General features: G+C 65.6%; 19 protein-coding genes and 1 pseudogene. 14 read left to right on the forward strand and 6 right to left on the reverse strand.

The window, feature by feature from the left end; all coding sequences use genetic code 11:
- The first annotated feature begins 3 nt into the window (after positions 1 to 3).
- Positions 4 to 1953 carry a molybdopterin biosynthesis protein gene (locus tag HAP41_RS08210; protein ID WP_166103703.1) on the forward strand — a complete coding sequence of 650 codons (1950 nt, stop codon included), beginning with the start codon at positions 4 to 6 and terminating at the stop codon, positions 1951 to 1953.
- 46 nt (positions 1954 to 1999) lie between these two features.
- Complete coding sequence (locus tag HAP41_RS08215; RefSeq protein ID WP_224580914.1) at positions 2000 to 3280, forward strand: FAD-dependent monooxygenase; 1281 nt, start codon at positions 2000 to 2002, stop codon at positions 3278 to 3280.
- Here the strand turns inward: HAP41_RS08215 and mobA are convergent.
- Positions 3163 to 3798 (reverse strand): molybdenum cofactor guanylyltransferase MobA, encoded by a 636-nt coding sequence (gene mobA, locus HAP41_RS08220; protein ID WP_166103700.1) that lies wholly within the window; start codon positions 3796 to 3798, stop codon positions 3163 to 3165. The two genes, HAP41_RS08215 and mobA, sit on opposite strands and share 118 nt — an antisense overlap.
- Positions 3785 to 4675: a formate dehydrogenase accessory sulfurtransferase FdhD gene (gene fdhD / locus HAP41_RS08225; RefSeq protein ID WP_166103697.1), complete on the reverse strand. Its 891-nt coding sequence runs from the start codon at positions 4673 to 4675 to the stop codon at positions 3785 to 3787. Before fdhD ends, mobA begins: the two co-directional genes overlap by 14 nt.
- Positions 4676 to 4884: 209 nt before the next feature.
- On the opposite strand from fdhD, the gene mobB reads away from it, so the two are divergent.
- The 8 genes from mobB to ybaK all read left to right on the forward strand — a co-directional run bounded on the left by mobB (position 4885) and on the right by ybaK (position 14684).
- Positions 4885 to 5412 (forward strand): molybdopterin-guanine dinucleotide biosynthesis protein B, encoded by a 528-nt coding sequence (mobB, locus tag HAP41_RS08230; RefSeq protein WP_038943987.1) that lies wholly within the window; start codon positions 4885 to 4887, stop codon positions 5410 to 5412.
- A 9-nt stretch (positions 5413 to 5421) separates the two neighbouring features.
- Positions 5422 to 6678, forward strand: a complete 1257-nt coding sequence (locus HAP41_RS08235; RefSeq protein ID WP_166103694.1) for a molybdopterin molybdotransferase MoeA — start codon at positions 5422 to 5424, stop codon at positions 6676 to 6678.
- A gap of 43 nt (positions 6679 to 6721) precedes the next feature.
- Positions 6722 to 6985: a sulfurtransferase TusA family protein gene (locus tag HAP41_RS08240; RefSeq protein WP_014497569.1), complete on the forward strand. Its 264-nt coding sequence runs from the start codon at positions 6722 to 6724 to the stop codon at positions 6983 to 6985.
- 319 nt (positions 6986 to 7304) lie between these two features.
- Positions 7305 to 8960: an OFA family MFS transporter gene (locus tag HAP41_RS08245; protein WP_085402171.1), complete on the forward strand. Its 1656-nt coding sequence runs from the start codon at positions 7305 to 7307 to the stop codon at positions 8958 to 8960.
- A 110-nt stretch (positions 8961 to 9070) separates the two neighbouring features.
- Positions 9071 to 9343 (forward strand): hypothetical protein, encoded by a 273-nt coding sequence (locus HAP41_RS08250; protein WP_063985265.1) that lies wholly within the window; start codon positions 9071 to 9073, stop codon positions 9341 to 9343.
- Positions 9344 to 9495: 152 nt separating this feature from the next.
- Positions 9496 to 11199 (forward strand): NADH-ubiquinone oxidoreductase-F iron-sulfur binding region domain-containing protein, encoded by a 1704-nt coding sequence (locus HAP41_RS08255; RefSeq protein ID WP_071916298.1) that lies wholly within the window; start codon positions 9496 to 9498, stop codon positions 11197 to 11199.
- Positions 11196 to 13964 carry a formate dehydrogenase subunit alpha gene (gene fdhF / locus HAP41_RS08260; RefSeq protein ID WP_166103691.1) on the forward strand — a complete coding sequence of 923 codons (2769 nt, stop codon included), beginning with the start codon at positions 11196 to 11198 and terminating at the stop codon, positions 13962 to 13964. Before HAP41_RS08255 ends, fdhF begins: the two co-directional genes overlap by 4 nt.
- Positions 13965 to 14210: 246 nt before the next feature.
- Positions 14211 to 14684 (forward strand): Cys-tRNA(Pro) deacylase, encoded by a 474-nt coding sequence (gene ybaK / locus HAP41_RS08265; RefSeq protein WP_166103687.1) that lies wholly within the window; start codon positions 14211 to 14213, stop codon positions 14682 to 14684.
- Between the two features lie 10 nt (positions 14685 to 14694).
- Here ybaK and HAP41_RS08270 read toward each other — a convergent pair whose 3' ends face one another.
- Positions 14695 to 15378 (reverse strand): GntR family transcriptional regulator, encoded by a 684-nt coding sequence (locus HAP41_RS08270; RefSeq protein ID WP_166103684.1) that lies wholly within the window; start codon positions 15376 to 15378, stop codon positions 14695 to 14697.
- Between the two features lie 150 nt (positions 15379 to 15528).
- On the opposite strand from HAP41_RS08270, the gene tcuA reads away from it, so the two are divergent.
- The 4 genes from tcuA (at position 15529) to HAP41_RS08290 (ending at position 18821) form a co-directional block, all read left to right on the forward strand.
- On the forward strand, positions 15529 to 16920 hold the full coding sequence (gene tcuA / locus HAP41_RS08275; RefSeq protein WP_166103680.1) for an FAD-dependent tricarballylate dehydrogenase TcuA: 1392 nt from the start codon (positions 15529 to 15531) through the stop codon (positions 16918 to 16920).
- A complete protein-coding gene (gene tcuB / locus HAP41_RS08280; protein WP_166103677.1) occupies positions 16907 to 18013 on the forward strand; it encodes a tricarballylate utilization 4Fe-4S protein TcuB in 1107 nt (368 codons plus the stop codon). The genes tcuA and tcuB overlap by 14 nt, the downstream gene beginning before the upstream one ends.
- 78 nt (positions 18014 to 18091) lie before the next feature.
- Positions 18092 to 18244: a DUF5993 family protein gene (locus HAP41_RS08285; protein ID WP_166051565.1), complete on the forward strand. Its 153-nt coding sequence runs from the start codon at positions 18092 to 18094 to the stop codon at positions 18242 to 18244.
- A gap of 10 nt (positions 18245 to 18254) precedes the next feature.
- The gene (locus HAP41_RS08290; RefSeq protein ID WP_071916291.1) at positions 18255 to 18821 is read left to right on the forward strand and encodes a disulfide bond formation protein B; all 567 of its coding nucleotides are present in this window, start codon (positions 18255 to 18257) and stop codon (positions 18819 to 18821) included.
- Here the strand turns inward: HAP41_RS08290 and HAP41_RS50705 are convergent.
- The 3 genes and pseudogenes from HAP41_RS50705 to HAP41_RS08300 all read right to left on the reverse strand — a co-directional run bounded on the left by HAP41_RS50705 (position 18814) and on the right by HAP41_RS08300 (position 22902).
- On the reverse strand, positions 18814 to 19068 hold the full coding sequence (locus HAP41_RS50705) for a hypothetical protein (protein WP_414643367.1): 255 nt from the start codon (positions 19066 to 19068) through the stop codon (positions 18814 to 18816). The two genes, HAP41_RS08290 and HAP41_RS50705, sit on opposite strands and share 8 nt — an antisense overlap.
- Positions 18978 to 19559 (reverse strand): annotated as a pseudogene (locus HAP41_RS08295) (esterase/lipase family protein); the annotation flags it as partial. The pseudogene HAP41_RS08295 and the gene HAP41_RS50705, both read right to left, overlap by 91 nt.
- Positions 19498 to 22902, reverse strand: coding sequence for an acyl-[ACP]--phospholipid O-acyltransferase (locus HAP41_RS08300; RefSeq protein WP_166103673.1), 3405 nt, complete (start codon positions 22900 to 22902; stop codon positions 19498 to 19500). The pseudogene HAP41_RS08295 and the gene HAP41_RS08300, both read right to left, overlap by 62 nt.
- Positions 22903 to 23067 lie beyond the last annotated feature (165 nt).

Consider the following 23067-nt stretch of genomic DNA (forward strand, 5'->3'; position numbering starts at 1 on the left):
GGCATGACGATGATCCCGCAATCGCAAGACCGCAGCGCGCTCGAGCAGGAGCAGTTCCTCAAGATCCTCTTGCGCGAGGACGCGCTGGCGCGCTTTGAAGCTGCGTTGTTCCCGCGCGCGGTCCCGAGCGAGGCGCGCAAGCTTGCCGATGCGCTCGGCGCGGCGCTGGCCGCAGACATCACGGCGCCCCTCGACGTTCCGCCGTTCGACCGTTCCAACGTTGACGGCTTTGCCGTGCGCTCGGCCGATCTCGCCGCGGCCGGCGAAGGCGCGCCCGTTCGCCTTGCGCTGAACGGCGAGACCATTCACTGCGGCACCACGCCGAAGCTGCAGGTGGCGACGGGAACTGCAGCGCCGATCGCAACCGGCGGGCCGCTACCGCGCGGCGCCGACGCCGTCGTCATGGTGGAGCACACCCAGCCTGCCGGATCCGATGCGATCCACGTCCGGCGAGCCGCCTCGCCGGGACAGTTCGTGTCATACGCAGGCTCCGACATCGCGCGCGGCGAGGCGCTGCTGCGCGCCGGCACGATCATCGGCTCGCGCGAGATCGGCATGCTGGCGGCCTGCGGCATCGCCGAGGTGACCGTCGCGCGCAAGCCGCGTGTTGCCGTGATCTCCACCGGTGACGAATTGGTTCAGCCCGGCGAGGCGCTCGCGCCGGCTGCGATCTACGACACCAACGGCGCCATCGTCGCCGCCGCAATCGACGAGAATGGCGGCGAGGCGGTGTTCCTCGGCGCCATTCCCGACGATGAGGCAAAACTCGAAGCCGCCATGCGCCGCGCGCTGGCGGACGCCGACATGCTGGTGCTCTCGGGCGGCACCTCGAAGGGTGCGGGCGACGTGTCCCATCGCATCATCGGCCGGCTCGGCCAGCCCGGCATCATCGCGCATGGCGTTGCGCTCAAGCCCGGCAAGCCGCTGTGCCTTGCGGTGTGCGACGGCAAGCCGGTGGTGATCCTGCCGGGCTTTCCGACCTCGGCGATGTTCACCTTCCACGACATGATCGTGCCGGCGCTGCGCAAAATGGCCGGGCTGCCGCCGCGCTCCGATGCCAAGGTGAATGCAACCGTGCCGGTGCGCATCGCCTCCGAACTCGGCCGCACCGAGTTCGTCATGGTCTCGCTGGTCGGCGGCAAGGACGGCCTGATCGCCTATCCCTCCGGCAAGGGTTCCGGTGCGATCACGTCGTTCGCCCAGGCCGACGGTTTTCTACGCATCGACGCGCTCGCCGACCAGATGCCGGCAGGGACCGACGCCGAGGTGACGCTGTTCACGCCGCATGTGCGGGTGCCCGATCTCGTCATCGTCGGCAGCCATTGCACCGGCCTCGATCTCGTCACCGCACAGCTCGCGCATGCGGGGCTGACCGTGCGCTCGATCGCGGTCGGCAGCCTCGGCGGACTCGCGGCGGCGAAGCGCGGCGAATGCGATCTCGCGCCGATCCATCTGTTCGACGACAAGAGCGAGACCTACAACACGCCTTACCTCGTTGAGGGGCTTGAGCTCGTGCCGGGCTGGCGGCGGATGCAGGGCATCGTGTTCCGGAGTGGTGACAAGCGTTTTGAGGGGCTCGGTGCGAAGGAGGCCGTTGCCGCCGCGCTCGCGGACCCCGCCTGCATCATGGTCAACCGTAACCAGGGCGCCGGCACGCGCATCCTGATCGACCGCCTGCTCGGCGGTGCGCGCCCGGAAGGTTACTGGAACCAGCCGCGCTCGCACAATGCCGTGGCTGCGGCTGTCGCGCAGCACCGCGCCGACTGGGGCATGACCATTGCGCCGGTCGCCCATGCGGTCGGCCTCGGTTTCATTCCGTTCGCGGAAGAGCATTATGATTTCGCGCTGGTGACGGCGCGCAAGCAGCGGCCGGCGGTGCAGGCCTTTCTCGACGCACTCGGCTCGGATGAAGCGCGTACTGCGCTGGAGCGGGCGGGCTTCCGGCCTGCGTAGAGGCGACGACGCGGCGTTCAAGCCGCGCGACAGGGTGGGGGACGCGATGGCGAGGCCGCTTTCGGTTGCGATCGTCGGTGCCGGCATGGGCGGGCTTGCGACGGCTGCGGCGCTTCGGCGCGTCGGTATCGATGTGATGGTCTACGAGCAGGCCTCCCAGTTCGCCCGCATCGGCGCCGGCATCCAGATCGGCTGCAACGCGATGAAGGTGTTGCGCGAACTGGGGCTGGAGGCGCGGATGCGCGAGCACTCGTTCTATCCACGCTCCTGGAACAACCGCGACTGGAAGAGCGGCGACATCAAGTTCGACATGATCTTCGGCGAGAGCGCGGAAGAGAAGTTCGGCGCGCCCTATCTGCTGGCACATCGCGGCGATCTCCATGCGGCGCTGGCGAGCGTGGTGCCGAACGAATTTGTGAGGCTCAATCACAAGCTCGTCGGTCTCGACCAGACCGGCGATGGTGTCCGGCTGAGCTTTGCCGATGGCACGCGTGCCATGGCCGATGCCGTGGTCGGCGCAGACGGCGTCCATTCGACGGTCCGCGATATCCTGTTCGACGCCGCGCCGGCCAAATTCACCGGCCGCATCGCCTACCGCACCACCTATCCCGCCGCGCTGCTCGGCGGCGCAGGGATCGACGATTGCACCAAATGGTGGGGCGAGGACCGCCACATCGTGATCTATTACGTCAAGCCTGATCGCAGCGAGGTCTATCTCGTCACCAGCCAGCCCGAGCCGGACTTTCGCATCGAGTCCTGGTCGGCGAAGGGCGACGTGCGCGACCTGCGCGCATCATTCGAAGGTTTTCATCCGCAGGTCACTCGGGTGCTCGCCGCCTGTCCCGACGTGCACAAATGGGCGATCATGGACCGTGACGCGCTGGAGCACTGGGCCGACGGCAAGGTGACGCTGCTCGGCGATGCCTGCCATCCGATGACGCCCTACATGGCGCAAGGCGCGGCGATGCAATCGAGGACGCCGCCGTGCTGTCGCGCTGCCTCGACGGTGTCGGCCGCGACGGCGTCGCCAATGCGTTCCGCCGCTTCGAGGCGACCCGCAAGGTGCGCACGACGCGGGTGCAGGAGACCTCGCGCGCCAACATCTGGCTCAAGGAGCGCACCGATACGAGCTGGGTTTACGGTTACGACGCCTGGGAAGTGCCGCTGGCGGCTTGAACCGTCTGCTCGCGCTTGCGCCGACGCTTCTTGTCAGGAGGCCGCATCCAGCGCGGCCAGCCGTTCGGCTTCGGCGATGTCCTCGACCGTGTTGGCGTTGAAGAACGGATCGAGCGGCGCGGCCGGCCATGTCACCGTTGCGAGGGGATAGCGCGCGGTCCAGCGGTCGATCTTGCGGAGGTCTTCGACGACCAGCGCGTGACGCAGCTCGTCGCGCAACGCGACGCGCCACAGACCGATCACCGGATGTGACTGGTCGCCCGATGCGGCGACCGCGAGCTGGGCGTCCTCCCGCGTCCGCGCCTCGTGCAGGCGGGCGACGAGATCGCGCGGCAGGAACGGGCAGTCGCCTGCGGCGCTCAGCACCCATTCGATGTCAGGCCGGTTCGCCGCCGTCCAGTCGAGCGCGGCGAGAATGCCGGCGAGGGGCCCAGGAAAGCCGGGGACGTCATCGGCGACAACGGCCAGGCCGAATGCCGCGAAGCGTGCGGGATCGCCGTTCGCATTGAGGATCAATCCGCTGCATTGCGGCGTCAATCGCGCGATCACGCGCTCAAGGATGGTGCGGCCGCTGATGGTCCGCATCGGCTTGTCGCCGCCGCCCATGCGCCGTGCGAGGCCGCCTGCGAGCAGCACGCCCTGCGTTGCCGGAAAGTCAGTCGTCACCACCTTCACCCTTGCGTTTGTGCTTCGTCGATTCCTCCTCGACGTAAGCAAGGTTCTGGTCGTAGACGATCCGCTCTTCACCCGCGAGCGCGATGAAGCGCTTACCGCGCGTGCGGCCGACCAGCGTCAGTCCGACCTGGCGAGCGAGATCGACGCCCCAGGCGGTGAAGCCGGAGCGCGACACCAGGATAGGAATGCCCATCCGCACGGTCTTGATCACCATTTCCGAGGTGAGCCGTCCCGTGGTGTAGAGGATCTTGTCGGAGGCATCGACGCCGTGGCGGTACATCCAGCCCGCAATCTTGTCGACCGCGTTGTGACGGCCGACGTCCTCGGTGTAGCAGAGCGGCTCGCCCTCCTTGCACAGCACGCAGCCGTGGATCGCGCCGGCCTCGAGATAGAGTGAGGGCATGGTGTTGATGGTCTGCGTCATCTGGTAGAGCCAGGAGGTGCGCAGCTCTGCCTTCGGCAACGCGACGCTCTCGACCGCCTCCAGCAGGTCGCCGAACGCGGTGCCCTGCGCGCAGCCCGAGGTCTGGGTGCGCTTCTTCAGCTTGGCTTCGAAATTGGTGTGATGTGTGGTGCGCACCACCACCACCTGGAGGTCGTCGTCGTATTCGACCTCGGTGACCTCGTCATTATATTTCAGCATGTTCTGGTTGAGCAGATAGCCCAGCGCCAGATATTCCGGGTAGTCGCCGATCGTCATCATGGTGACGATCTCTTGCGAATTCAGGTAGAGCGTCAGCGGCCGTTCCATCGGCACCTTGATCTCGACCTTGGCGCCGGTCTGGTCGGTGCCGGTCACGCGCTCCGTCAGGCGCGGGTCGTCAGGGTTCGGAACGATCAGGGGCACCGGGGCTTTGTCGATCTTCATCATGGCCGCGACGTTAGCATGACATTCGGGTCAAGCCGATATAAGCATGCCGTGGAGACAACGAAATGCCTCCGTTCGTCATTGCGAGCGAAGCGAAGCAATCCAGAACTATATCCGCGGTGGCAGTCTGGATTGCTTCGCTGCGCTCGCAATGACGGGGAGAGGCCAGGGGTTCCATCGGCTGACGAGCCGTTGGCGGAGATCGAACGGACATGAAAGTCATCGGCCTTGCGGGCTGGAGCGGTGCGGGCAAGACCACGCTGTTGACGCGGCTGATCCCGCATTTCAACGCGCAAGGCCTGCGCGTCTCCGTCATCAAGCATGCCCATCACCAGTTCGACGTCGACGTGCCCGGCAAGGATTCCTGGCGCCACCGCGAGGCCGGCGCGGCCGAGGTGCTGGTTGCGTCGTCGAACCGCTGGGCCCTGATGCATGAGTTGCGCGGCGCCGAGGAACCGCGGCTGCCGGAGCTCCTGAGCAAGCTATCAGCCGTCGATCTCGTCGTGGTCGAGGGCTTCAAGCGCGAGCCGCACCGCAAGATCGAGGTGCATCGCGCCGGTAACGGCAAGCCGCTGCTGTTTCCCGATGATCCCGGGATTGTCGGGATCGCGACCGACATCGCCATTGAAACCCGCCTGCCGACCGTCCATCTCGATGATATCGAGGCCGCCGCGGCATTGCTGCTGCGTGCGGCGATGCCGGTCGAGGAAGCGGTGGCAAAAAGCGCCGCGATACGCTGACGAGGCACCATGGCGCAACTGTCGGACGATTGCTTTGCCTTCGGCGGACCGATGATGTCGGTCGACGAGGCCGTTGGTCTGATCACCACGCGCGTCAATGCGATCGCCGATATCGAGACCGTGGCACTCGTTGACGCCGATGGGCGCGTGCTCGCGCGCGATATCGCGGCGCCTCTGCCGCTGCCGCCCTTCACGAACTCCGCCGTCGACGGTTACGCCGTGCGCAACGCCGACCTTCCGGAAAACGCGGAACGGGCATTCCCGCTCGACGGCCGCATCCAGGCCGGCGGTCTTGCGCAGGCGCCGATCAAGGCCGGCCACACTGCGCGCATCTTCACGGGCGCGCCGATGCCGCCTGACGCCGAGACCGTCTTCATGCAGGAAGACGTCCGCCTCGATGAGGCCGGCAGAATCGTGCTGCCGCCGGGGCTGAAGCCCGGCGCCAATGTCCGCCCGGCGGGTGAGGACATTCCGCAAGGGCACGTCGCGCTGCGGGCCGGCCAGCGGCTGTGGCCGCAGCATGTCGCGCTTGCTGCAGCATTCGGCCTTGTCAGGCTCGACGTCGTCAGGCGCATCCGCGTCGCCGTGTTCTCGACCGGTGACGAGCTGGCTTCGCCCGGCGAGCCGCGCGCGGCCTCACAGCTGTTCGATTCCAACCGCTTCATGCTGATGGCGATGCTGCGCCGGCTCGGCTGCGAGGTCTCCGACCTCGGAATCTTGCGCGACGAACGCAATGCGCTCGCGGATGGATTGAAGCAGGTTGCAGGCAGCCACGATCTGATCCTCACCACCGGCGGCGTCTCGACCGGCGAGGAGGACCACGTCAAGGTGGCTGTCGAGAGCATCGGCTCGCTGGTGCTGTGGCGGATGGCGATCAAGCCCGGCCGTCCCGTGGCGATGGGCATCATCGGCGGCACGCCGCTGATCGGCCTGCCCGGCAATCCCGTCGCCAGTTTTGTCACCTTCGTCCATGTGGTGCGGCCGACGGTGCTGGCGCTTGCGGGCAGTCTGCCGGAGCCGCTGTTGCCGATCCCGGTGCGTGCCGCGTTCACCTACAAGAAGAAAATCGGCCGCCGCGAATATGTTCGCAGCTCGTTGCGGCGCGGAGAGGACGGCGCGTTGGAAGCGGTCAAGTTTCCGCGCGAAGGCGCAGGCCTGTTGTCGTCGCTGGTCGAGACCGATGGCCTCATCGAACTCGGCGACGACATCACGCGTGTCGAGCCGGGCCAGAGCGTGGGTTTCTTGTCCTATGCGGATTTGCTCTGAGCCTCGCGTTGACGCCATCGTCTCACCCCGCCATGTTGCGCCCATGACCAGAACCACGCTCGATCTCACCGGGCTGAAATGCCCACTACCTGCGCTGAAGACGCGCAAGGCGCTCAAACCGTTACAGCCGGGCGATCAGCTCGAAGTGCACTGCACCGACCCCTTGTCGGTGATTGACATTCCGAACCTGATCCGCGAGACGGGCGACACGGTGGAGATCACCGAGCGCAACGAGGCGCGCATCGTGTTCTTGATAGAAAAGATCAATGGATCGATAGAGAAAACCAATGGTGCGCTGCGTTCGTAGTGCACGGTCACTCTGCTGATACCTACCTTTTGTCTATCGACATCAATCGTGGCTTCTGCCCCAATTGACAACCTCCGTGCAGGCGCGGAGGTTGAGTCTTGTCTGCGATACGCGGATGAACGGGCCAAGCTCACGAAGCCTGCACGGTGTATCGGCATAGAGCCCCGCTCGAGGGGTTAACGACTCGGATGCGCGTGACGATCCTGGCGCGCGTCAATGATGGTGCGGGGCAGCAGGGACCGTGGCTGCGCCGCAAGGGCTGAGGACCAGGATTGCAGCGGCAGGCTTGCTCAGAAGGGCAACTGCAGGGGAGGACTACATGGCAACAATCGAGAGCGCTGGAACACTTTCGGGTGCCGGCGCAGGTTTTCTGGATCGCGAGCGAACCATCGCGACCGCCGGCTTCAATCGCTGGCTGGTGCCGCCGGCTGCGCTGTGCATCCATCTCTGCATCGGCATGGCCTACGGCTTCTCGGTGTTCTGGCTGCCGCTGTCGCGCGCGATCGGGGTGACCGCGCCGAAGGCGTGCGCAGACATGTCGCTGTTTCAGGAACTGTTCACGACCAGCTGCGACTGGAAGGTCGCCAGCATGGGGTGGATGTACACGCTGTTCTTCGTGTTGCTCGGTATCGCGGCCGCGGTTTGGGGCGGCTGGCTGGAGCGCGTCGGCCCGCGCAAGGCCGGCTTCGTCTCGGCGCTGTGCTGGTGCGGCGGTCTCTTCCTCGGTGCGATCGGAGTCTACACCCATCAGCTCTGGCTGTTGTGGCTGGGCTCGGGCGTGATCGGCGGTATCGGTCTCGGCCTTGGCTATATCTCGCCGGTGTCGACGCTGGTGAAGTGGTTTCCGGACCGCCGCGGCATGGCGACCGGCATGGCCATCATGGGCTTCGGCGGCGGCGCCATGATCGGCGCGCCGCTGGCGAACCTGTTGATGAACTACTTCAAGACCCCGACCTCGGTCGGCGTCTGGGAGACCTTCGTCGCGATGGGCGTCATCTACTTCGTGTTCATGATGATCGGCGCGTTCCGCTATCGCTTGCCGCCGCCCGGCTGGCAGCCGGAGGGCTGGACCCCGCCGTCCAAGGCCAACGCGATGATCTCGAAGAGCAACGTCCATCTCAACGACGCGCACAAGACGCCGCAGTTCTGGCTGATCTGGTGGGTGCTGTGCCTGAACGTGTCGGCCGGCATCGGCGTGATCGGCATGGCCTCGCCGATGCTCCAGGAGATCTTCGCCGGCAAGCTGATCGGCCTGCCTGAAGTCGGCTTCAACGCGCTCGACGCCGGGCAGAAGGCGCAGATCGCTGCCATCGCCGCGGGCTTCGCCGGATTGTTGTCGCTGTTCAACATCGGCGGCCGCTTCTTCTGGGCATCGCTGTCGGACAAGATAGGGCGCAAGAACACCTACTACACGTTCTTCATCCTCGGCATCGTGCTCTACGCGCTGGCGCCGACGTTTGCGGCGATGGGCTCGAAGCTCCTGTTCGTGCTCGGCTTCGGCATCATCCTGTCGATGTATGGCGGCGGGTTCGCCACCGTGCCGGCCTACCTTGCCGACATGTTCGGGACCCAGTTCGTCGGCGCCATCCACGGCCGGCTGCTGACGGCGTGGTCCACCGCGGGCATCATCGGTCCCGTCGTGGTGAACTACATCCGCGAGTTCCAGCTCGCGGCGGGCGTGCCGCGCGATCAGCTCTACAACACGACCATGTACATCCTGTGCGCGATGCTGATCGCGGGCCTGATCTGCAACTACCTGATCAAGCCGGTCGATTCGAAGTGGCACATGAAGGACGCCGACGTCGCCAAGCTGCAAGCGGCGAGCGCCAGCGCCGCTGCCGCGGGGCCGCACGGCTCCTACGGCATCGGATTTGGCGGGCTTGACGTCAAGGCGGCGCTGTTCTGGGCCTTCGTCGGCGTGCCCCTGCTTTGGGGTGTCTGGAAGACGCTGGAGAGCGCGGTCAAGATCTTCTGATCGCCGTCGAGACTGCCGCGGGATGCTGATCATCGGCGTCCCGCGGCGTTCGCCTTTTAGACATCATCGAGAGTCGGACTTAATCAAGAGTGGGACTTAGGGGGATTGAAATGCTTCGCACCCGAATTTGCCTTGTGGCCGTGTTACTTGTCGCCGGCCTTCATGCCGCATCCGCGCAGACGACGCCGCCGGCGGCGCCTGCCGCAACGACTGAAGCCAAGCCGGGCAAGATCAAGCTCACCATGCAGAAGCTGAAGGACATGAAGGCGAAGTGGGCGGCCAACAAGCCGAAGCTCAAGGCCTGCCGCGCCGACGTGAAGTCCAAGGGCCTCGCAGGCGACGACCGCTGGTTCTACATCGAAGAGTGCATGAGCAAGACGTGAGGTCGCGCCACAAATCGGATCGATGAAGGGGCATGGAGCCGGACGGCTGCATGCCCCTTAAATGCTTATCGGAACGCATGAATTCTCTTGGCATCTGGTATGCCAAAGGCTAGGGTTGGACTCATTCTAAAGAAGAGATACGAGACGCATTGATGAGTCACGACGTGCACGAGGTCCGCTCGTTCGAACATCCGGGCGAGGGACGGAAGCGAGCCAAGGCCACGCCCAAGGGGCGGCAGGTCGATCCCACCGCCGCGCACGAGATCGAGCAGCTGCTCGGCGACAGGCCGCGGCGGCGCGACCTCCTGATCGAATATCTGCACCTGATCCAGGACAAATATCACCAGATCTCGGCCGCTCATCTCGCCGCGCTTGCCGACGAGATGAAGCTTGCCTTCGCCGAGGTGTTCGAGACCGCGACCTTCTACGCGCATTTCGACATCGTGAAGGAAGGCGAGCCTGATATCGCGCCGCTGACGATCCGCGTTTGTGATTCTCTCACTTGCGCGATGCTGGGCGGCGAGAAGCTGCTCGCCGATCTGCAGAGCACATCGGGTCCGGGCATCCGCGTCGTGCGCGCGCCCTGCGTCGGCCGCTGCGATACGGCGCCGGCGGCTGAGGTCGGCCACAACTTCGTCGATCACGCGACCGTGGCCAATGTGATGGCCGCGGCGAAGGCCGGCGACACCCATGCGCATCTGCCTGAGTATGTTGACTACGACGCCTATGTCGCCGGCGGCGGCTACAAGCTGCTCAATCGCGTGCGCTCGGGTGAATTGCCGAAGGACGATCTGCTGAAGGCACTCGACGAAGCCTCGCTGCGCGGCCTCGGCGGCGCCGGCTTCCCCACGGGACGGAAATGGCGCGCGGTGCTGGGCGAACCCGGCCCGCGGCTGATGGCGATCAATGGCGACGAGGGCGAGCCTGGCACGTTCAAGGACCGCGTCTATCTCGAAAGCGATCCGCATCGCTTCATCGAAGGCATGCTGCTCGGCGCGCATGTCGTGCAGGCCTCCGACGTCTACATCTATCTGCGCGACGAATATCCGGCATCGCGCGAGATCCTCGAGCGCGAGATCGCAAAACTTCCGCCGGGCGGTCCGACGCTGCACATGCGCCGTGGCGCCGGCGCCTATATCTGCGGCGAGGAATCCTCGCTGCTCGAAAGCATCGAGGGCAAGCGCGGGCTGCCCCGGCACAAGCCGCCTTATCCGTTCCAGGTCGGCCTGTTCGGCCTGCCGACGTTGATCAACAACATCGAGACGCTATGGTGGGTGCGCGACATCGTCGAGAAGGGCGCGGACTGGTGGAAGGGCAATGGCCGCCATGAGCGTCACGGCCTGCGCAGCTTCTCGGTCTCGGGCCGCGTCAAGAACCCCGGCATGAAGCTGGCACCCGCCGGCATCACCGTGCGCGAATTGATCGACGAATATTGCGGCGGCATGGCCGACGGGCACCAGTTCTACGCGTACCTGCCGGGCGGCGCGTCGGGCGGCATCCTGCCGGCGTCCATGGACGACATCCCGCTCGATTTCGGCACGCTGGAGAAATACGGCTGCTTCATCGGCTCGGCCGCGATCGTGATCCTGTCGCAAAAGGACAGCGTGCGCGCGGCCGCGCTGAATCTGATGAAGTTCTTCGAGGACGAGAGCTGCGGCCAGTGCACGCCGTGCCGTGTCGGAACCCAGAAAGCGGCGCAGCTGATGCAGAAGCCGGTCTGGAACCGCGCACTTCTGGAAGAATTGAGCCAGGCGATGCGCGATGCCTCGATCTGCGGGCTCGGACAGGCGGCATCGAATCCGCTGTCTACCGTGATCAAATATTTCCCTGACGAGTTCAAGGAAGCGGCCGAATGACCAAAATTACGTTCGAGCTCGACGGCAAGCAGGTCGAGGCCAAACCCGGCGAGACGATCTGGCAAGTTGCAAAACGCCAGGGCCGCGAGATTCCGCATCTGTGCTATTCGCCGGCGCCCGACTACCGCCCCGACGGCAATTGCCGCGCCTGCATGGTCGAGATCGAGGGCGAGCGCGTGCTCGCCGCGTCCTGCAAGCGCACCCCGTCGGTCGGCATGAAGGTGAAGACCGAGTCCGCGCGTGCGGTGTCGGCGCAGAAGATGGTGATGGAGCTGCTCGTCGCCGACCAGCCGGCGCGCGAGACCTCGCACGATCCGGATTCGAAGTTCTGGCACTGGGCCGAGACCACAGGCGTCACCGAGAGCCGCTTCCCCGCGGCCGAGCGCTGGGCGACCGACGCCAGCCATCCGGCGATGCGCGTCAATCTTGACGCCTGCATCCAGTGCGGCCTCTGCGTGCGTGCCTGCCGCGAGGTCCAGGTCAACGACGTCATCGGCATGGCGTATCGCAGCCATGGCTCGAAGATCGTGTTCGACTTCGACGATCCCATGGGCGAGTCCACCTGTGTCGCCTGCGGCGAGTGCGTGCAGGCCTGCCCGACCGGCGCGCTGATGCCGGCCGTCATGCTGGATGAGAAGCAGACCCGTGTCGTCTACGCCGACAAGAAGGTGGATTCGCTCTGCCCGTTCTGCGGCGTCGGCTGCCAGGTGACCTACGAGGTCAAGGACGAGAAGGTGATCTACGCCGAGGGTCGCGACGGCCCGGCCAATCACAACCGTCTCTGCGTCAAGGGCCGCTTCGGCTTCGACTATATCCACCATCCGCATCGTCTGACCAAGCCGCTGGTGCGGCTGCCGAATGCGAAGAAGGATTCCAACGACCAGGTCGACCCGGCCAATCCCTTCACGCATTTCCGCGAGGCGAGCTGGGAAGAAGCGCTCGACATCGCAGCCAAGGGCCTCGTCAAGATCCGCGACGGGAAGGGCGTGAAGGCGCTGGCCGGCTTCGGCTCGGCCAAGGGCTCGAACGAAGAGGCCTATCTGTTCCAGAAGCTGGTGCGCACCGGTTTTGGCTCGAACAATGTCGACCATTGTACGCGGCTCTGCCACGCCTCGTCGGTGGCGGCGCTGTTCGAAGGCCTCAGTTCGGGCGCGGTGTCGGCGCCGTTCTCGGCTGCGATGGATGCCGAAGTCATCATCGTGATCGGCGCCAATCCGACCGTGAACCATCCGGTCGCCGCGACCTTCATCAAGAACGCGGTCAAGCAGAATGGCGCCAAGCTGTTCGTGATGGATCCGCGCCGGCAGACGCTGTCGCGCCACGCGACCAAGCATCTGCAATTCAAGCCGGGCTCCGACGTCGCCATGCTGAATGCGATGATCAACACGATCATCACCGAAGGCCTGACCGACGACCAGTATATCGCCGGCTACACCGAGGGATTTGAGGACCTCAAGGAGAAGATCAAGGAATTCACGCCGGAGAAGATGGAGGCGATCTGCGGCATCCCGGCGCAAACGCTGCGTGAGGTCGCCCGGACATATGCGCGGGCAAAATCGTCGATCATCTTCTGGGGCATGGGCATCAGCCAGCACGTCCACGGCACCGACAATGCGCGCTGCCTGATCGCGCTCGCGCTGATCACCGGCCAGGTCGGCCGTCCCGGCACAGGTCTGCATCCGCTGCGCGGCCAGAACAACGTGCAGGGCGCCTCCGACGCCGGCCTGATCCCGATGTTCCTGCCGGACTATCAGCCGGTCAGCCGCGACGATCTGCGCGGCAATTTCGAAAAACTGTGGCACCAGGATCTCGATCCCGTCCGCGGCCTGACCGTGGTCGAGATCATGAACGCGATCCATGCCGGCGAAATCACGGGCATGTATATCGAGGGCGAGAATCCCGCGATGTCCGATCCCGATCTCCAGCATGCGCGCCAGGCGCTCGCCATGCTCGATCATCTCGTCGTGCAGGATCTCTTCGTCACCGAGACCGCGTTCCATGCCGACGTCATCCTGCCGGCCTCGGCCTTTGCGGAAAAGGACGGCTCCTTCACCAACACCGATCGCCGCGTGCAGCTCGCGCGCCAGGTGATCAAGCCGCCCGGCGATGCGCGGCAGGATCTCTGGATCATCCAGGAGATCGGCAAGCGCATGGGCCTGCCCTGGAATTATTCCGGCCCCGGCGACGTCTACACCGAGATGGCGGAGTTGATGCCCTCGCTCAAGAACATCAGCTGGGAGCGGCTGGTGCGCGAAGGTGCTGTCACCTATCCGGCCGATGATCCGAACAAACCCGGCAACGAGATCATCTTCACCACGGGCTTTCCGACTGCGAGCGGCCGCGGCAAGATCGTGCCGGCCAAGGTCATCCCGCCGGATGAGCTGCCCGACGCCGAATATCCGATGGTGCTCTCGACCGGCCGCGTGCTCGAGCATTGGCACACAGGCTCGATGACCCGCCGCGCGCAGGTGCTCGACCAGATCGAGCCGGAAGCGGTCGCGTTCATGTCGCCGAAGGACATGCACCGGAAGAAGCTCGCGCCTGGCGATTTCATCCGGCTGGAGACCCGCCGCGGTGCGGTCGAGGTCAAGGTCCGCTCCGATCGCGATGTGCCGGAGAACATGGTGTTCATGCCGTTCTGCTACGCGGAGGCGGCGGCCAACTTGTTGACCAACCCAGCGCTTGATCCCTTCGGCAAGATCCCGGAGTTCAAGTTCTGCGCGGCCAGGGCCGAGCGTGCGGAGGTGCGGGACGCGGCGGAGTAATACTCCGCCGTCGTTGGGCGGCGTAGCACCGTCAACGCCCACTGTCGTCCCGGCGAACGCCGGGACCCATACCGCGTGATCTCGCGATTGCGGACGGTCGCAGCCCCTAACGACTAGGCTTCGCCAAACTCCTTCCTGTGGTTATGGGTCCCGGCGTTCGCCGGGACGACACTGAAGGTGTGGCGCGTATAGACATCCTCCTTGCCATGGCTTCGCTCCTCGCAATGACGGTGGTAAACATCGTGCATGTCCAAAGTCACCCCAGCCACGCGCGCGCTTGCAGCCGCCGACGTTGCCTTCACCGTGCACACCTACGACTACGATCCCGACGCCGAGAGCATCGGCCTGCAGGCCGCCGCTGCGCTTGGTGAGGACCCCGCGCGCGTGCTGAAGACGCTGATGGCGATGGTGGACGGTAAGCCGATCTGCGTCGTCGTCCCGTCCGACCAGGAAGTCTCCATGAAAAAGCTCGCCGCTGCCGCGAGCGGCAAGTCGGCGCAGATGATGAAGCCGCCGGAGGCCGAGCGCGTCACCGGCTACAAGGTCGGTGGCATCAGCCCGTTCGGGCAGCGCAAACTGGTGCGTACCGTGATCGAGCAGAGCGCGCTCGCCCATGATCAGGTCTATCTCAACGGCGGCCAGCGCGGCTTGCAGGTTCGGCTGAAGCCGGGCGACGTGCGGGATGTCCTGAAAGCGGTCGTCGCGGATGTGGTCGCGTGAGCGCCGCGCGCTACTGCTTCTGCAGCAACTTGAGCCGGCAGCGCAATGCCTCGCGGATATGCGCCCGCGCAAGCTGCTCGGCCTTGTCGCCGTCGCGCGCGGCGATGGCGTCGATGATCGCCTGGTGCTCGCCGTGACTGGTCGAGGGACGGCCCGTCACCATGAAGGTGGTCGGGCCCAGCAGCGCGATCCAGTCCTGCAATTCGCGCGAGGCGTTGTCGAGATAGCGGTTGCGCGCGGCGCGGCAGATGGCTTCGTGGAAGGCGCGGTTGAGCCGCGCCATCTCGGCAGCGTCTGACGCCGACGCCTCGACAAAGGCCTGCTCGATATCCCTGAGCGCGTGGACTTCGGGCGCTGAGGCGTGCTCGGCGGCCAGGCGCGCTGCAGCACCTTCCATGATCTCGCGCATGGCGTAGAGCTCGAGCACCTCGGAAATGTCGAGGTCGCGCACGATCAGCCCGCGGCCGCCGGCGGGCTCGACGAAGCCGCGGGCCGCGAGACGGCCAAGCGCCTCCCGGACCGGCGTGCGGCTGACCTTGAGCCGCTGCGCGACCTCTTCCTCGCGCAGCCGGTCGCCGGCACGGTAACTGCCGGCCTGGAGCGCCTCGCACAGCGAGCGGAACACGGCTTCGCCCAGTGCCACGCCGCCGCCGCGTGTGATCGATCCGCCTGACTTTGCCACGCGCTTGGCCATGTTTCCTCACGGCGCATCCTGCCCATGCAGAGATGGCACTTGCAGTGCCGATGTATATCTTTGTATACAAACGTACGCAACGGCTGCCCTAGGTCGATCGGGGTCCTCGGCGGCAGAATGTCTCTAACTTCGTCGCATCGGGCAGGCGGGATGAGCAGCAAATACGACGTGCTGGTGATCGGCGGCGGCAATGCGGCACTGTGCGCGGCGATCTCGGCGCGCCGCGGCGGTGCCTCGGTGCTCGTGCTGGAGGGCGCGCCAAAATTCTATCGCGGCGGCAACACCCGCCACACTCGCAACATGCGCTGCGCCCATGATGCGGCGACTGAGATCCTGACCGGTCCCTACACCGAAGAGGAATTCTGGCAAGATCTGCTGCTGGTGACGGGCGGCCAGACCGACGAGGACCTCGCGCGCCACATGATCCGGGAGTCCAAGGACATCCTGAACTGGATCGTGGAGCAGGGCGTGCGCTGGCAGCCCTCGCTCGGCGGCACGCTGAGCCTTGGCCGCACCAACTCCTTCTTTCTCGGCGGCGGCCGCGCGATGTTGAACGCGCTCTATCTCACCGCCGAGCGGCTCGGCGTCGACGTCGAATACGACGCCGAGGTCACCGACCTCGTGATCGAGGACGGCATGTTCCTCGCCGCGCGCCTCAAGCGGCCGATCAAGGGCGAGAGCGAGATTCGCGCGACGTCGCTGGTCGCCGCGGCCGGCGGGTTCGAGGCCAACATCGAATGGCTGAAGCAATATTGGGGCGAGGCCGCGGACAATTTCCTGATCCGCGGCACGCCCTATAATCGCGGATCGATCCTGAAGATGCTGCTCGACAAGGGCGTGCAGGAGGTCGGCGATCCCACCCAGTGCCATGCGGTCGCAATCGACGCCCGTGCGCCGAAATTCGACGGCGGCATCATCACCCGCCACGACTCCGTCGTGTTCGGCATCGTCGTCAACAAGCATGCCCAGCGATTCTACGACGAGGGTGAGGACATCTGGCCGAAGCGCTATGCGATCTGGGGCCGGCTGGTCGCGGCGCAGCCCGACCAGATCGCCTACATCATCTTCGATTCCACCGTCGTCACCAGCTTCATGCCGACGCTGTTCCCGCCGATCGCCGGGCAGACCGTCGCCGAGCTGGCCGGCAAGCTCGAGCTCGATCCGGCTGCGCTGGAGAGGACCGTCACCGAGTTCAACGCGGCCGTGCGGCCAGGCACCTTCGATCACACCATTCTGGACGACTGCGTGACTGAAGGCATCACGCCGCCGAAGACGCATTGGGCGCGCAAGATCGAGACGCCGCCTTATCTCGCCTATCCGGTGCGGCCCGGCATCACCTTCACCTATCTCGGCACGCGCGTGAACAAGGAAGCGCGGATGCTGATGGCTGACGGCAAGCCGTCCGCCAACATGTTCGCGGCCGGCGAGATCATGGCCGGCAACGTGCTCGGCAAAGGCTACGCGGCCGGCATGGGCATGACCATCGGCAGCGTGTTCGGGCGGATCGCAGGACGGGAAGCGGCGAAACATGCACGGAACTAGGATTCTTGACGAAGCCGACCGTCTGATGACGGTCTGCAATTCCTGCCGCTACTGCGAGGGTCTCTGCGCGGTGTTTCCCGCCATGGAGATGCGGCGCGCCTTCTCCGATGGAGATCTCAACTATCTCGCAAACCTCTGCCATTCCTGCGGCGCTTGCTACGTCGACTGCCAGTTTTCGCCGCCGCACGAGTTCAACGTCAACGTCCCGCAGACGCTTGCGGTCGCGCGTGCCGAATCCTACGCGGCCTATGCCTGGCCGCAGGCACTGGCCGGTGCCTTCGCCCGCAATGGGCTCGTCATCAGCGTCATCGCCGCGCTCAGCATGGCCGCCTTCATTCTCGGCTTTGCCGCCCTCAACGACCACAGCGTGTTGTTCGGTGTGCACACCGGGCCGGGCGCGTTCTACAAGCTGATGCCGCACAACGCGATGGCCGCATTGTTCAGCGCCGCCTTCCTCTACGCGATCCTCGCGCTGGTCATGAGCGTGCGTGCCTTCTGGCGCGACATCGGCACCCCCATTGGCGGTCGCGCCGACGGCGGCTCGATCTTCCAGGCGATCCGCGATGCCGGGGAATTGCGCTATCTCCACGGCGGCGGCGTCGGCTGCTACAACGAGGACGACAAGCCGACCGACCGGCGCAAGCTTTTCCACCACCTGACGTTCTACGGTTTTCTGCTGTGCTTCGCCGCGACGTCGGTGGCGACGCTCTATCACTACCTCTGGAGCCGGGAGGCGCCGTATCCGTGGTGGGATTTGCCCGTGGTGCTGGGCATACTCGGCGGCATCGGCCTCATCGTCGGTCCGATAGGCCTGTTCGTTGCGAAAACGCGGCGTGCACCGGAGCTGCTCGACGAGCAGCGCTACGGCATGGACGTCGGCTTCATCGCCATGCTGTTCCTGACCGGCTTCACCGGCATGGCGCTGCTTGTCCTGCGCGAGACCGCGGTCATGGGGCCGCTGTTGGCCCTGCATCTCGGCGCGGTGTTTGCGCTGTTCATCACCATGCCTTATGGCAAGTTCGTGCACGGCATCTATCGCTTCGCGGCGCTGGTGCGTTATGCGCAGGAGCGGCGCAGCGAAGCCGGCTCTTGAGAGGCATGCGCGGCTGACGTATCTCTTGGGCCCGTTCGCGCAGAGAGCGAATCGCTTTGGGAGCCCGCGCTCATGTACATGTTTCTGCCTTTTCTGCTGGCGCTCGCGGGCTGCGCGAGTGTCTGGCGTTCGCGCGCGGGACTAAGCTATGCGCTCTGGAGCGCAACAGTCGTGGTCACGGTCGCATGGTTCTTCCTCCACGCGACCGATCCGCTCAAATTCTCGTTCTGACGGTGTCGAGATGGGCACTGCAGAGATGAGCGAGCAACGGCCGGTCGGCGCGATCCTGAACATGCTTGGGCTGCTCGGGATCTCGTTGATCCTGACGGTGGCGTTCACCTATCAGCTTGCGCTCGGCGAGCTGCCCTGTCCGCTTTGCCTGTTGCAAAGGGCCGGGTTCATCGCGATCGGCATGGGGTTTTTGTTCAACCTCCGCCTCGGTGAGCGGCCGTCGCACTACGCGATGATTCTCGTTTCCAGCCTCGTCACCGGCTTCATCTCGATGCGGCAGGTGTCGCTACATCTTGCGCCCGGCGATCCCGGATATGGCTCGGCGCTGTTCGGGCTGCATTTCTACACCTGGGCGCTGATCGCGGCGATCGGGATCGTCTGTTATGTCGCGCTCGTCTTCATCCTGAAGGATGTGACCGGCAAGCGAGACGGGGACGCGCCTTTGAACGGCGCGGCATCGAACGCGGTGTTCGCGATCTTTGCGTTGCTGGTCGCCGCCAATCTCTTGTCCACCGTGCTGGAGTGCGGCGCGGGGCAGTGCGACGACAACCCGGTTCGCTATCTCCTGCTCAAGTGATCGGATTGAAGCGGCCGTCGTGCAGGAACGCGATCGTCTGCTCGATCGCGACGGCATTTCGTGGAAGTCCGGTGTGCGATGCCTTGACGACGATGTGGTCGGCCATGTCGGCCAGTTTCGCGCTTGCGACTGAAACCCGTCCGTCATTGGGCCGCGGCAGGACAAAGGCCGAGGCGATCGGCGCGATGGTGCGGCATCCCGCGATGACGCCGATCGCATAATCGGGAGGCGGCAGGGCGGCGAGCACAGGGGGCTGGGCTGTCGAAAGCTGCGAGCCGGCTGGACCGAAACAGCGCGGTAGAGCGAGAGGTCCTTCAAGAGATCGGCGACTTCGCTGCCGCCGTTGGGCGTGCCCAGCATCACGACGCGGCCGAGCCGCACCGGACGATATCTCGCGATGTAAACCCGGGCGAGCAGCCCGCCCATGGAATGGGCGACGAAGTGGATCGCGCCGTCGCATTGCTTTGCAAACGCGGCGACCGGCGCGTGGATGTCTTCCGCAAGCTCCTCGAGCGGCTTCTTGCGGCTGGGGTAGTCGAGATTGAGCGTGGCGAAGCCGTGACGCTGCAACGCTCGATCCACCTTCTTCAGCGTCCAGGAACCGACCCCGATGCCGTGAAGCAGGACCACGCCGTCGCACCGCGCACTAGCCGGTGCGACGGACGTGGGCTGGATCTCACGCAACCTCGCGCTCCGGCGAGGACGCCTGCTCGCGGGCCATCGTCGTTGCCGTGACATAGTCGGTCTTGCCGGTGCCGAGCAACGGCACCTTGTCGACCACCATGATCGCCGCGGGCACGGTCAGCTCGGACGCGCCGATCGCCTTGGCCTGCCCCTGCATCGCACTGCGCTCGGCGGTCTTCTCCGTCGTCAGCAGCACGATGCGCTCGCCCTTGCGCTGGTCGGGGATCGACACGGCAACCGAGGCGGCCTGCGGCCACAGCGCCGTCGCGATGCTCTCGACGGCCGACAGCGAGACCATTTCGCCCGCGATCTTGGCGAAGCGCTTGGCGCGGCCCTTGATGGTGATGAAGCCGGCCGGGTCGATCGCCACGATGTCGCCGGTGTCGTGCCAACCCTCGGCGAGCGGTTCGAGCACGCCAGGGTTTTCGGCCCTGAGGTAACCGAGCATCACGTTCGGTCCGCGCACCGACAGGCGTCCGCCTTCCTCGATGCCGGGGACCGGATCGAGGCGGCTTTCCATCAGCGGTGACAGGCGGCCGACGGTGCCGGGGCGGTTGGCCATCGGCGTGTTCATCGCCAGCACCGGCGCCGTCTCGGTGACGCCGTAGCCTTCCAGGATGCGGATGCCGTAGCGTTCCATGAACACCTGACGGGTGCGATCCTTCACCGCCTCCGCGCCGGCGATCACCAGGCGCAGCGTGCGGAAGTCGTAGGCGTGCGCCGAACGGGCGTAGCCGGTGAGGAAGGTGTCGGTGCCGAACAGGATCGTGGCGCCGGTCTGGTAGATCAGCTCCGGCACGATGCGGTAGTGCAGCGGCGAGGGGTACATGTAGATCGGAATGCCAGCGAGCAGCGGCATCATCATTCCGCCGGTCAGCCCGAACGAGTGGAACACCGGCAGCACGTTGAACACCTTGTCATTGGCGTTGGCATCGACCCGGGCCAGCGCCTGCGCCGCATTCGCAAGGATGTTGCGATGGGACAGCACCACGCCCTTGGGCGTGCCTTCCGAGCCCGAGGTGAACAGCACGACAGCCGGATCGTCGGCCTGGCGGGCGACGCGCGGCGCAGTGCCCGCGAGCAGCCCCTTGATCTCGTCGGCCTTACCGATCAAGGCGCGGACGTCCTCGAGATAGACGACGCGGGCCTCCGCGGAGATCGCGGCCATCAGCTTGTCGAGTTTGCCCTTCTCGATAAAGGCCTTCGAGGTCAGCACCGTCTTGACCTGTGCGGCCTTCATGGCGGCGAGGACGTTGACCGGTCCGGCCGAGAAGTTGAGCATGGCCGGGACCCGGCCGATGCTTTGCAGCGCCATGAAGACGACGGCGACGCCTGCGGAATTCGGCAGCAGCACGCCGACATTCTCGCCGGCCGTGGTGCCGGCTTCGAGCTTGCGGCTCAAGACCTGCGCGCCGAGGATCAGCTTGCGATAGGTCAGCTTGGTGCCGAGCGCGTCCTCGATGATGACCTTGCCGGTGTCACGATCGCGATAGGCGTGTCCGAGTGCTTCGAACAGCGTGTGATCGAGCATGGCGTTCTTGACCATCGCATCGATCATCACGTCCTGAAGTGCGGCGCCCGCGGCATTGCGGCGTGCCTTGCCCTTCAGCGTCGGATCGACCGGAAGCTTGACCGGCGGCAGGATCGTGACCGTCACCCGCGGGAACCACGAGCGCTTGATCTGGCTGCCGTTGAGATAGCTGAGATGCGAGCGCTGCGCGCCCTCGATGCGAATGGGCACGACCACCGCATCGGCCTTGTCCGCGATCATCGCGGTGCCGTCGTAGACCTTCATCAGCGAGCCGGAGACGGTGATGCGTCCCTCCGGGAAGATCACCACGGGCTCGCCGGCGGCGACGAGCTTGATCAGGTCGCGGGCGGCCAGCGGCTTGGTCGGGTCCATGGTGTAGTGCTTGACGACGCGCAGGAACGGCTTGGCCCACCAGGCCTTGGAGATGCCGGTATCGACCGCGAAGCTGGCGTCGATCGGCAGCACGGCGTGCAGCAGCGGGCCGTCGATCAGGCTGACATGGTTGGGCGCGATCAGCATGCGCGTGCCCGGAGGCGGCAGGTTCTCGAGCCCGCGAACCTCGGTGCGGAACAGCGCGCGGAACAGCAGCCCGCCGAAATCGCGGACGCCTTCCTTGCCCCACTTGGTCAGCACGAACCACACTGCGCCGAAGCTGGCGACGCCGAGGCCGAAGAAGATCCAGCCGACATGCAATCCGCCCGCCTGCAACAGCGCGACGAACAGCGAGCCTGCTACCATGAAGGCGGCTTGCAGCACGTTGCCGGCGGCGATGATGCGGGCGCGCTCGGACGGTGCCGACCAGGCTTGCACGGCAGCGAAGGAGGGAACGACGAACAGGCCGCCGCCGAACGCGAAGGCGACGAAGTCGATCAGCATGCGCAGCCCGGCGAACGAGGTCGCGAAGTCGGCCGCGGCGATGTCCTGCCCCTTGGTGGTCACGGCGATGGCCCAGGCGAGATCGAGACCGGCAAAGCCCATGATGATGGCGCCGATCGGCACCAGCGCGAGGTTCGGGCGGACGTGGCTCAGGCTGGCCGCGAACAGCGAGCCGATGGCGATGCCGATCGCGAAAGTCGCAAGACACAGTGTCACCACGCCTTCGGTGCCACCGACGACCTCCTTGACCAGCGCCGGCAGCAGCGACAGCACGATGGCGCCGACCAGCCAGAACCACGAGACGATCACGGTGCCGTCCCACAGCCGCTTGTCCGCGTAGAGCGTCTTCAACAGGCCGACCGTCGAGGTCCAGGGATTGGCGGTGACGGGCAGGTCGGGTGCCGACGGCGTGGTCTGCGGAATGCGGGAGGCGAAGGCCCAGGACAGCAAGGCCAGCACGACCACGACCGATGCAACCCAGCCCATATGCGCGGAGCCGGCCACGAACTGGCCGCCGGCGACGGTGCCGAGCAGGATGGCCATGAAAGTCGCGCCTTCGACTAGCGCGTTGCCGGTTGCGAGCTCTCCGAGTTCGAGCTGGTCCGGCAGCATGGCGTATTTCACGGGGCCGAACAGGGCGGCGATGGTGCCGAACAGCGCGAGCGCCGTGAACAGCAGCGGCACCGAGTGCAGGAAGAAGCCGGCGGCGGCAAAGGCCGCCGCAAAGATCTCCGCGAATTTGAGCCGCCGCGCGACGACGGATTTGACGTATTTGTCGGCGAGCTGGCCGCCGAGCCCCGACAGGATGAAATAGGGGAAGATGAAGACGGCGCCTGCGACCGTCACCAGCGCATCGCCGTGACCGGTTGCAGCACTGTAAAGCAGGATGATGACGAGTGCGTTCTTGAGCACGTTGTCATTGAGCGCCGAGAAAAATTGCGCCCAGAACAGCGGCGCGAAGCGGCGTGACGACATCAATTCCCTGATCATGACAAGTCCTGTTTTGGGAAGGCAGCCTGAGATTGTTACGTTGTCGGTGAGGCGTCACGACCGGAAGCTTACGGGACGAACGATGGCTGGATGACGACGGTCGCCGGCCTGCTCTGTCCCCTCGATCCTTCCGATCCTGTTGGTCTCCAAATGGTCTCGTTAGGT

This window comes from Bradyrhizobium barranii subsp. apii (assembly GCF_011516635.5).
Classification (GTDB): Bacteria; Pseudomonadota; Alphaproteobacteria; order Rhizobiales; family Xanthobacteraceae; genus Bradyrhizobium; species Bradyrhizobium barranii.

Bases quoted from the DNA above. Each gene is read 5' to 3' on its own strand.
- HAP41_RS08210 (WP_166103703.1), top strand. From the start codon at position 4: ATGACGATGATCCCGCAATCGCAAGACCGCAGCGCGCTCGAGCAGGAG.
- HAP41_RS08300 (WP_166103673.1), bottom strand. From the start codon at position 22,902: ATGATCAGGGAATTGATGTCGTCACGCCGCTTCGCGCCGCTGTTCTGG.
- HAP41_RS08285 (WP_166051565.1), top strand. From the start codon at position 18,092: ATGTTTCTGCCTTTTCTGCTGGCGCTCGCGGGCTGCGCGAGTGTCTGG.
- HAP41_RS08240 (WP_014497569.1), top strand. From the start codon at position 6,722: ATGACCAGAACCACGCTCGATCTCACCGGGCTGAAATGCCCACTACCT.
- HAP41_RS08245 (WP_085402171.1), top strand. From the start codon at position 7,305: ATGGCAACAATCGAGAGCGCTGGAACACTTTCGGGTGCCGGCGCAGGT.
- HAP41_RS08250 (WP_063985265.1), top strand. From the start codon at position 9,071: ATGCTTCGCACCCGAATTTGCCTTGTGGCCGTGTTACTTGTCGCCGGC.
- tcuA (WP_166103680.1), top strand. From the start codon at position 15,529: ATGAGCAGCAAATACGACGTGCTGGTGATCGGCGGCGGCAATGCGGCA.
- fdhD (WP_166103697.1), bottom strand. From the start codon at position 4,675: ATGATGAAGATCGACAAAGCCCCGGTGCCCCTGATCGTTCCGAACCCT.
- tcuB (WP_166103677.1), top strand. From the start codon at position 16,907: ATGCACGGAACTAGGATTCTTGACGAAGCCGACCGTCTGATGACGGTC.
- HAP41_RS08270 (WP_166103684.1), bottom strand. From the start codon at position 15,378: ATGGCCAAGCGCGTGGCAAAGTCAGGCGGATCGATCACACGCGGCGGC.
- HAP41_RS08255 (WP_071916298.1), top strand. From the start codon at position 9,496: ATGAGTCACGACGTGCACGAGGTCCGCTCGTTCGAACATCCGGGCGAG.
- ybaK (WP_166103687.1), top strand. From the start codon at position 14,211: ATGTCCAAAGTCACCCCAGCCACGCGCGCGCTTGCAGCCGCCGACGTT.
- HAP41_RS08215 (WP_224580914.1), top strand. From the start codon at position 2,000: ATGGCGAGGCCGCTTTCGGTTGCGATCGTCGGTGCCGGCATGGGCGGG.
- fdhF (WP_166103691.1), top strand. From the start codon at position 11,196: ATGACCAAAATTACGTTCGAGCTCGACGGCAAGCAGGTCGAGGCCAAA.
- mobB (WP_038943987.1), top strand. From the start codon at position 4,885: ATGAAAGTCATCGGCCTTGCGGGCTGGAGCGGTGCGGGCAAGACCACG.
- HAP41_RS08235 (WP_166103694.1), top strand. From the start codon at position 5,422: ATGGCGCAACTGTCGGACGATTGCTTTGCCTTCGGCGGACCGATGATG.
- HAP41_RS08290 (WP_071916291.1), top strand. From the start codon at position 18,255: ATGGGCACTGCAGAGATGAGCGAGCAACGGCCGGTCGGCGCGATCCTG.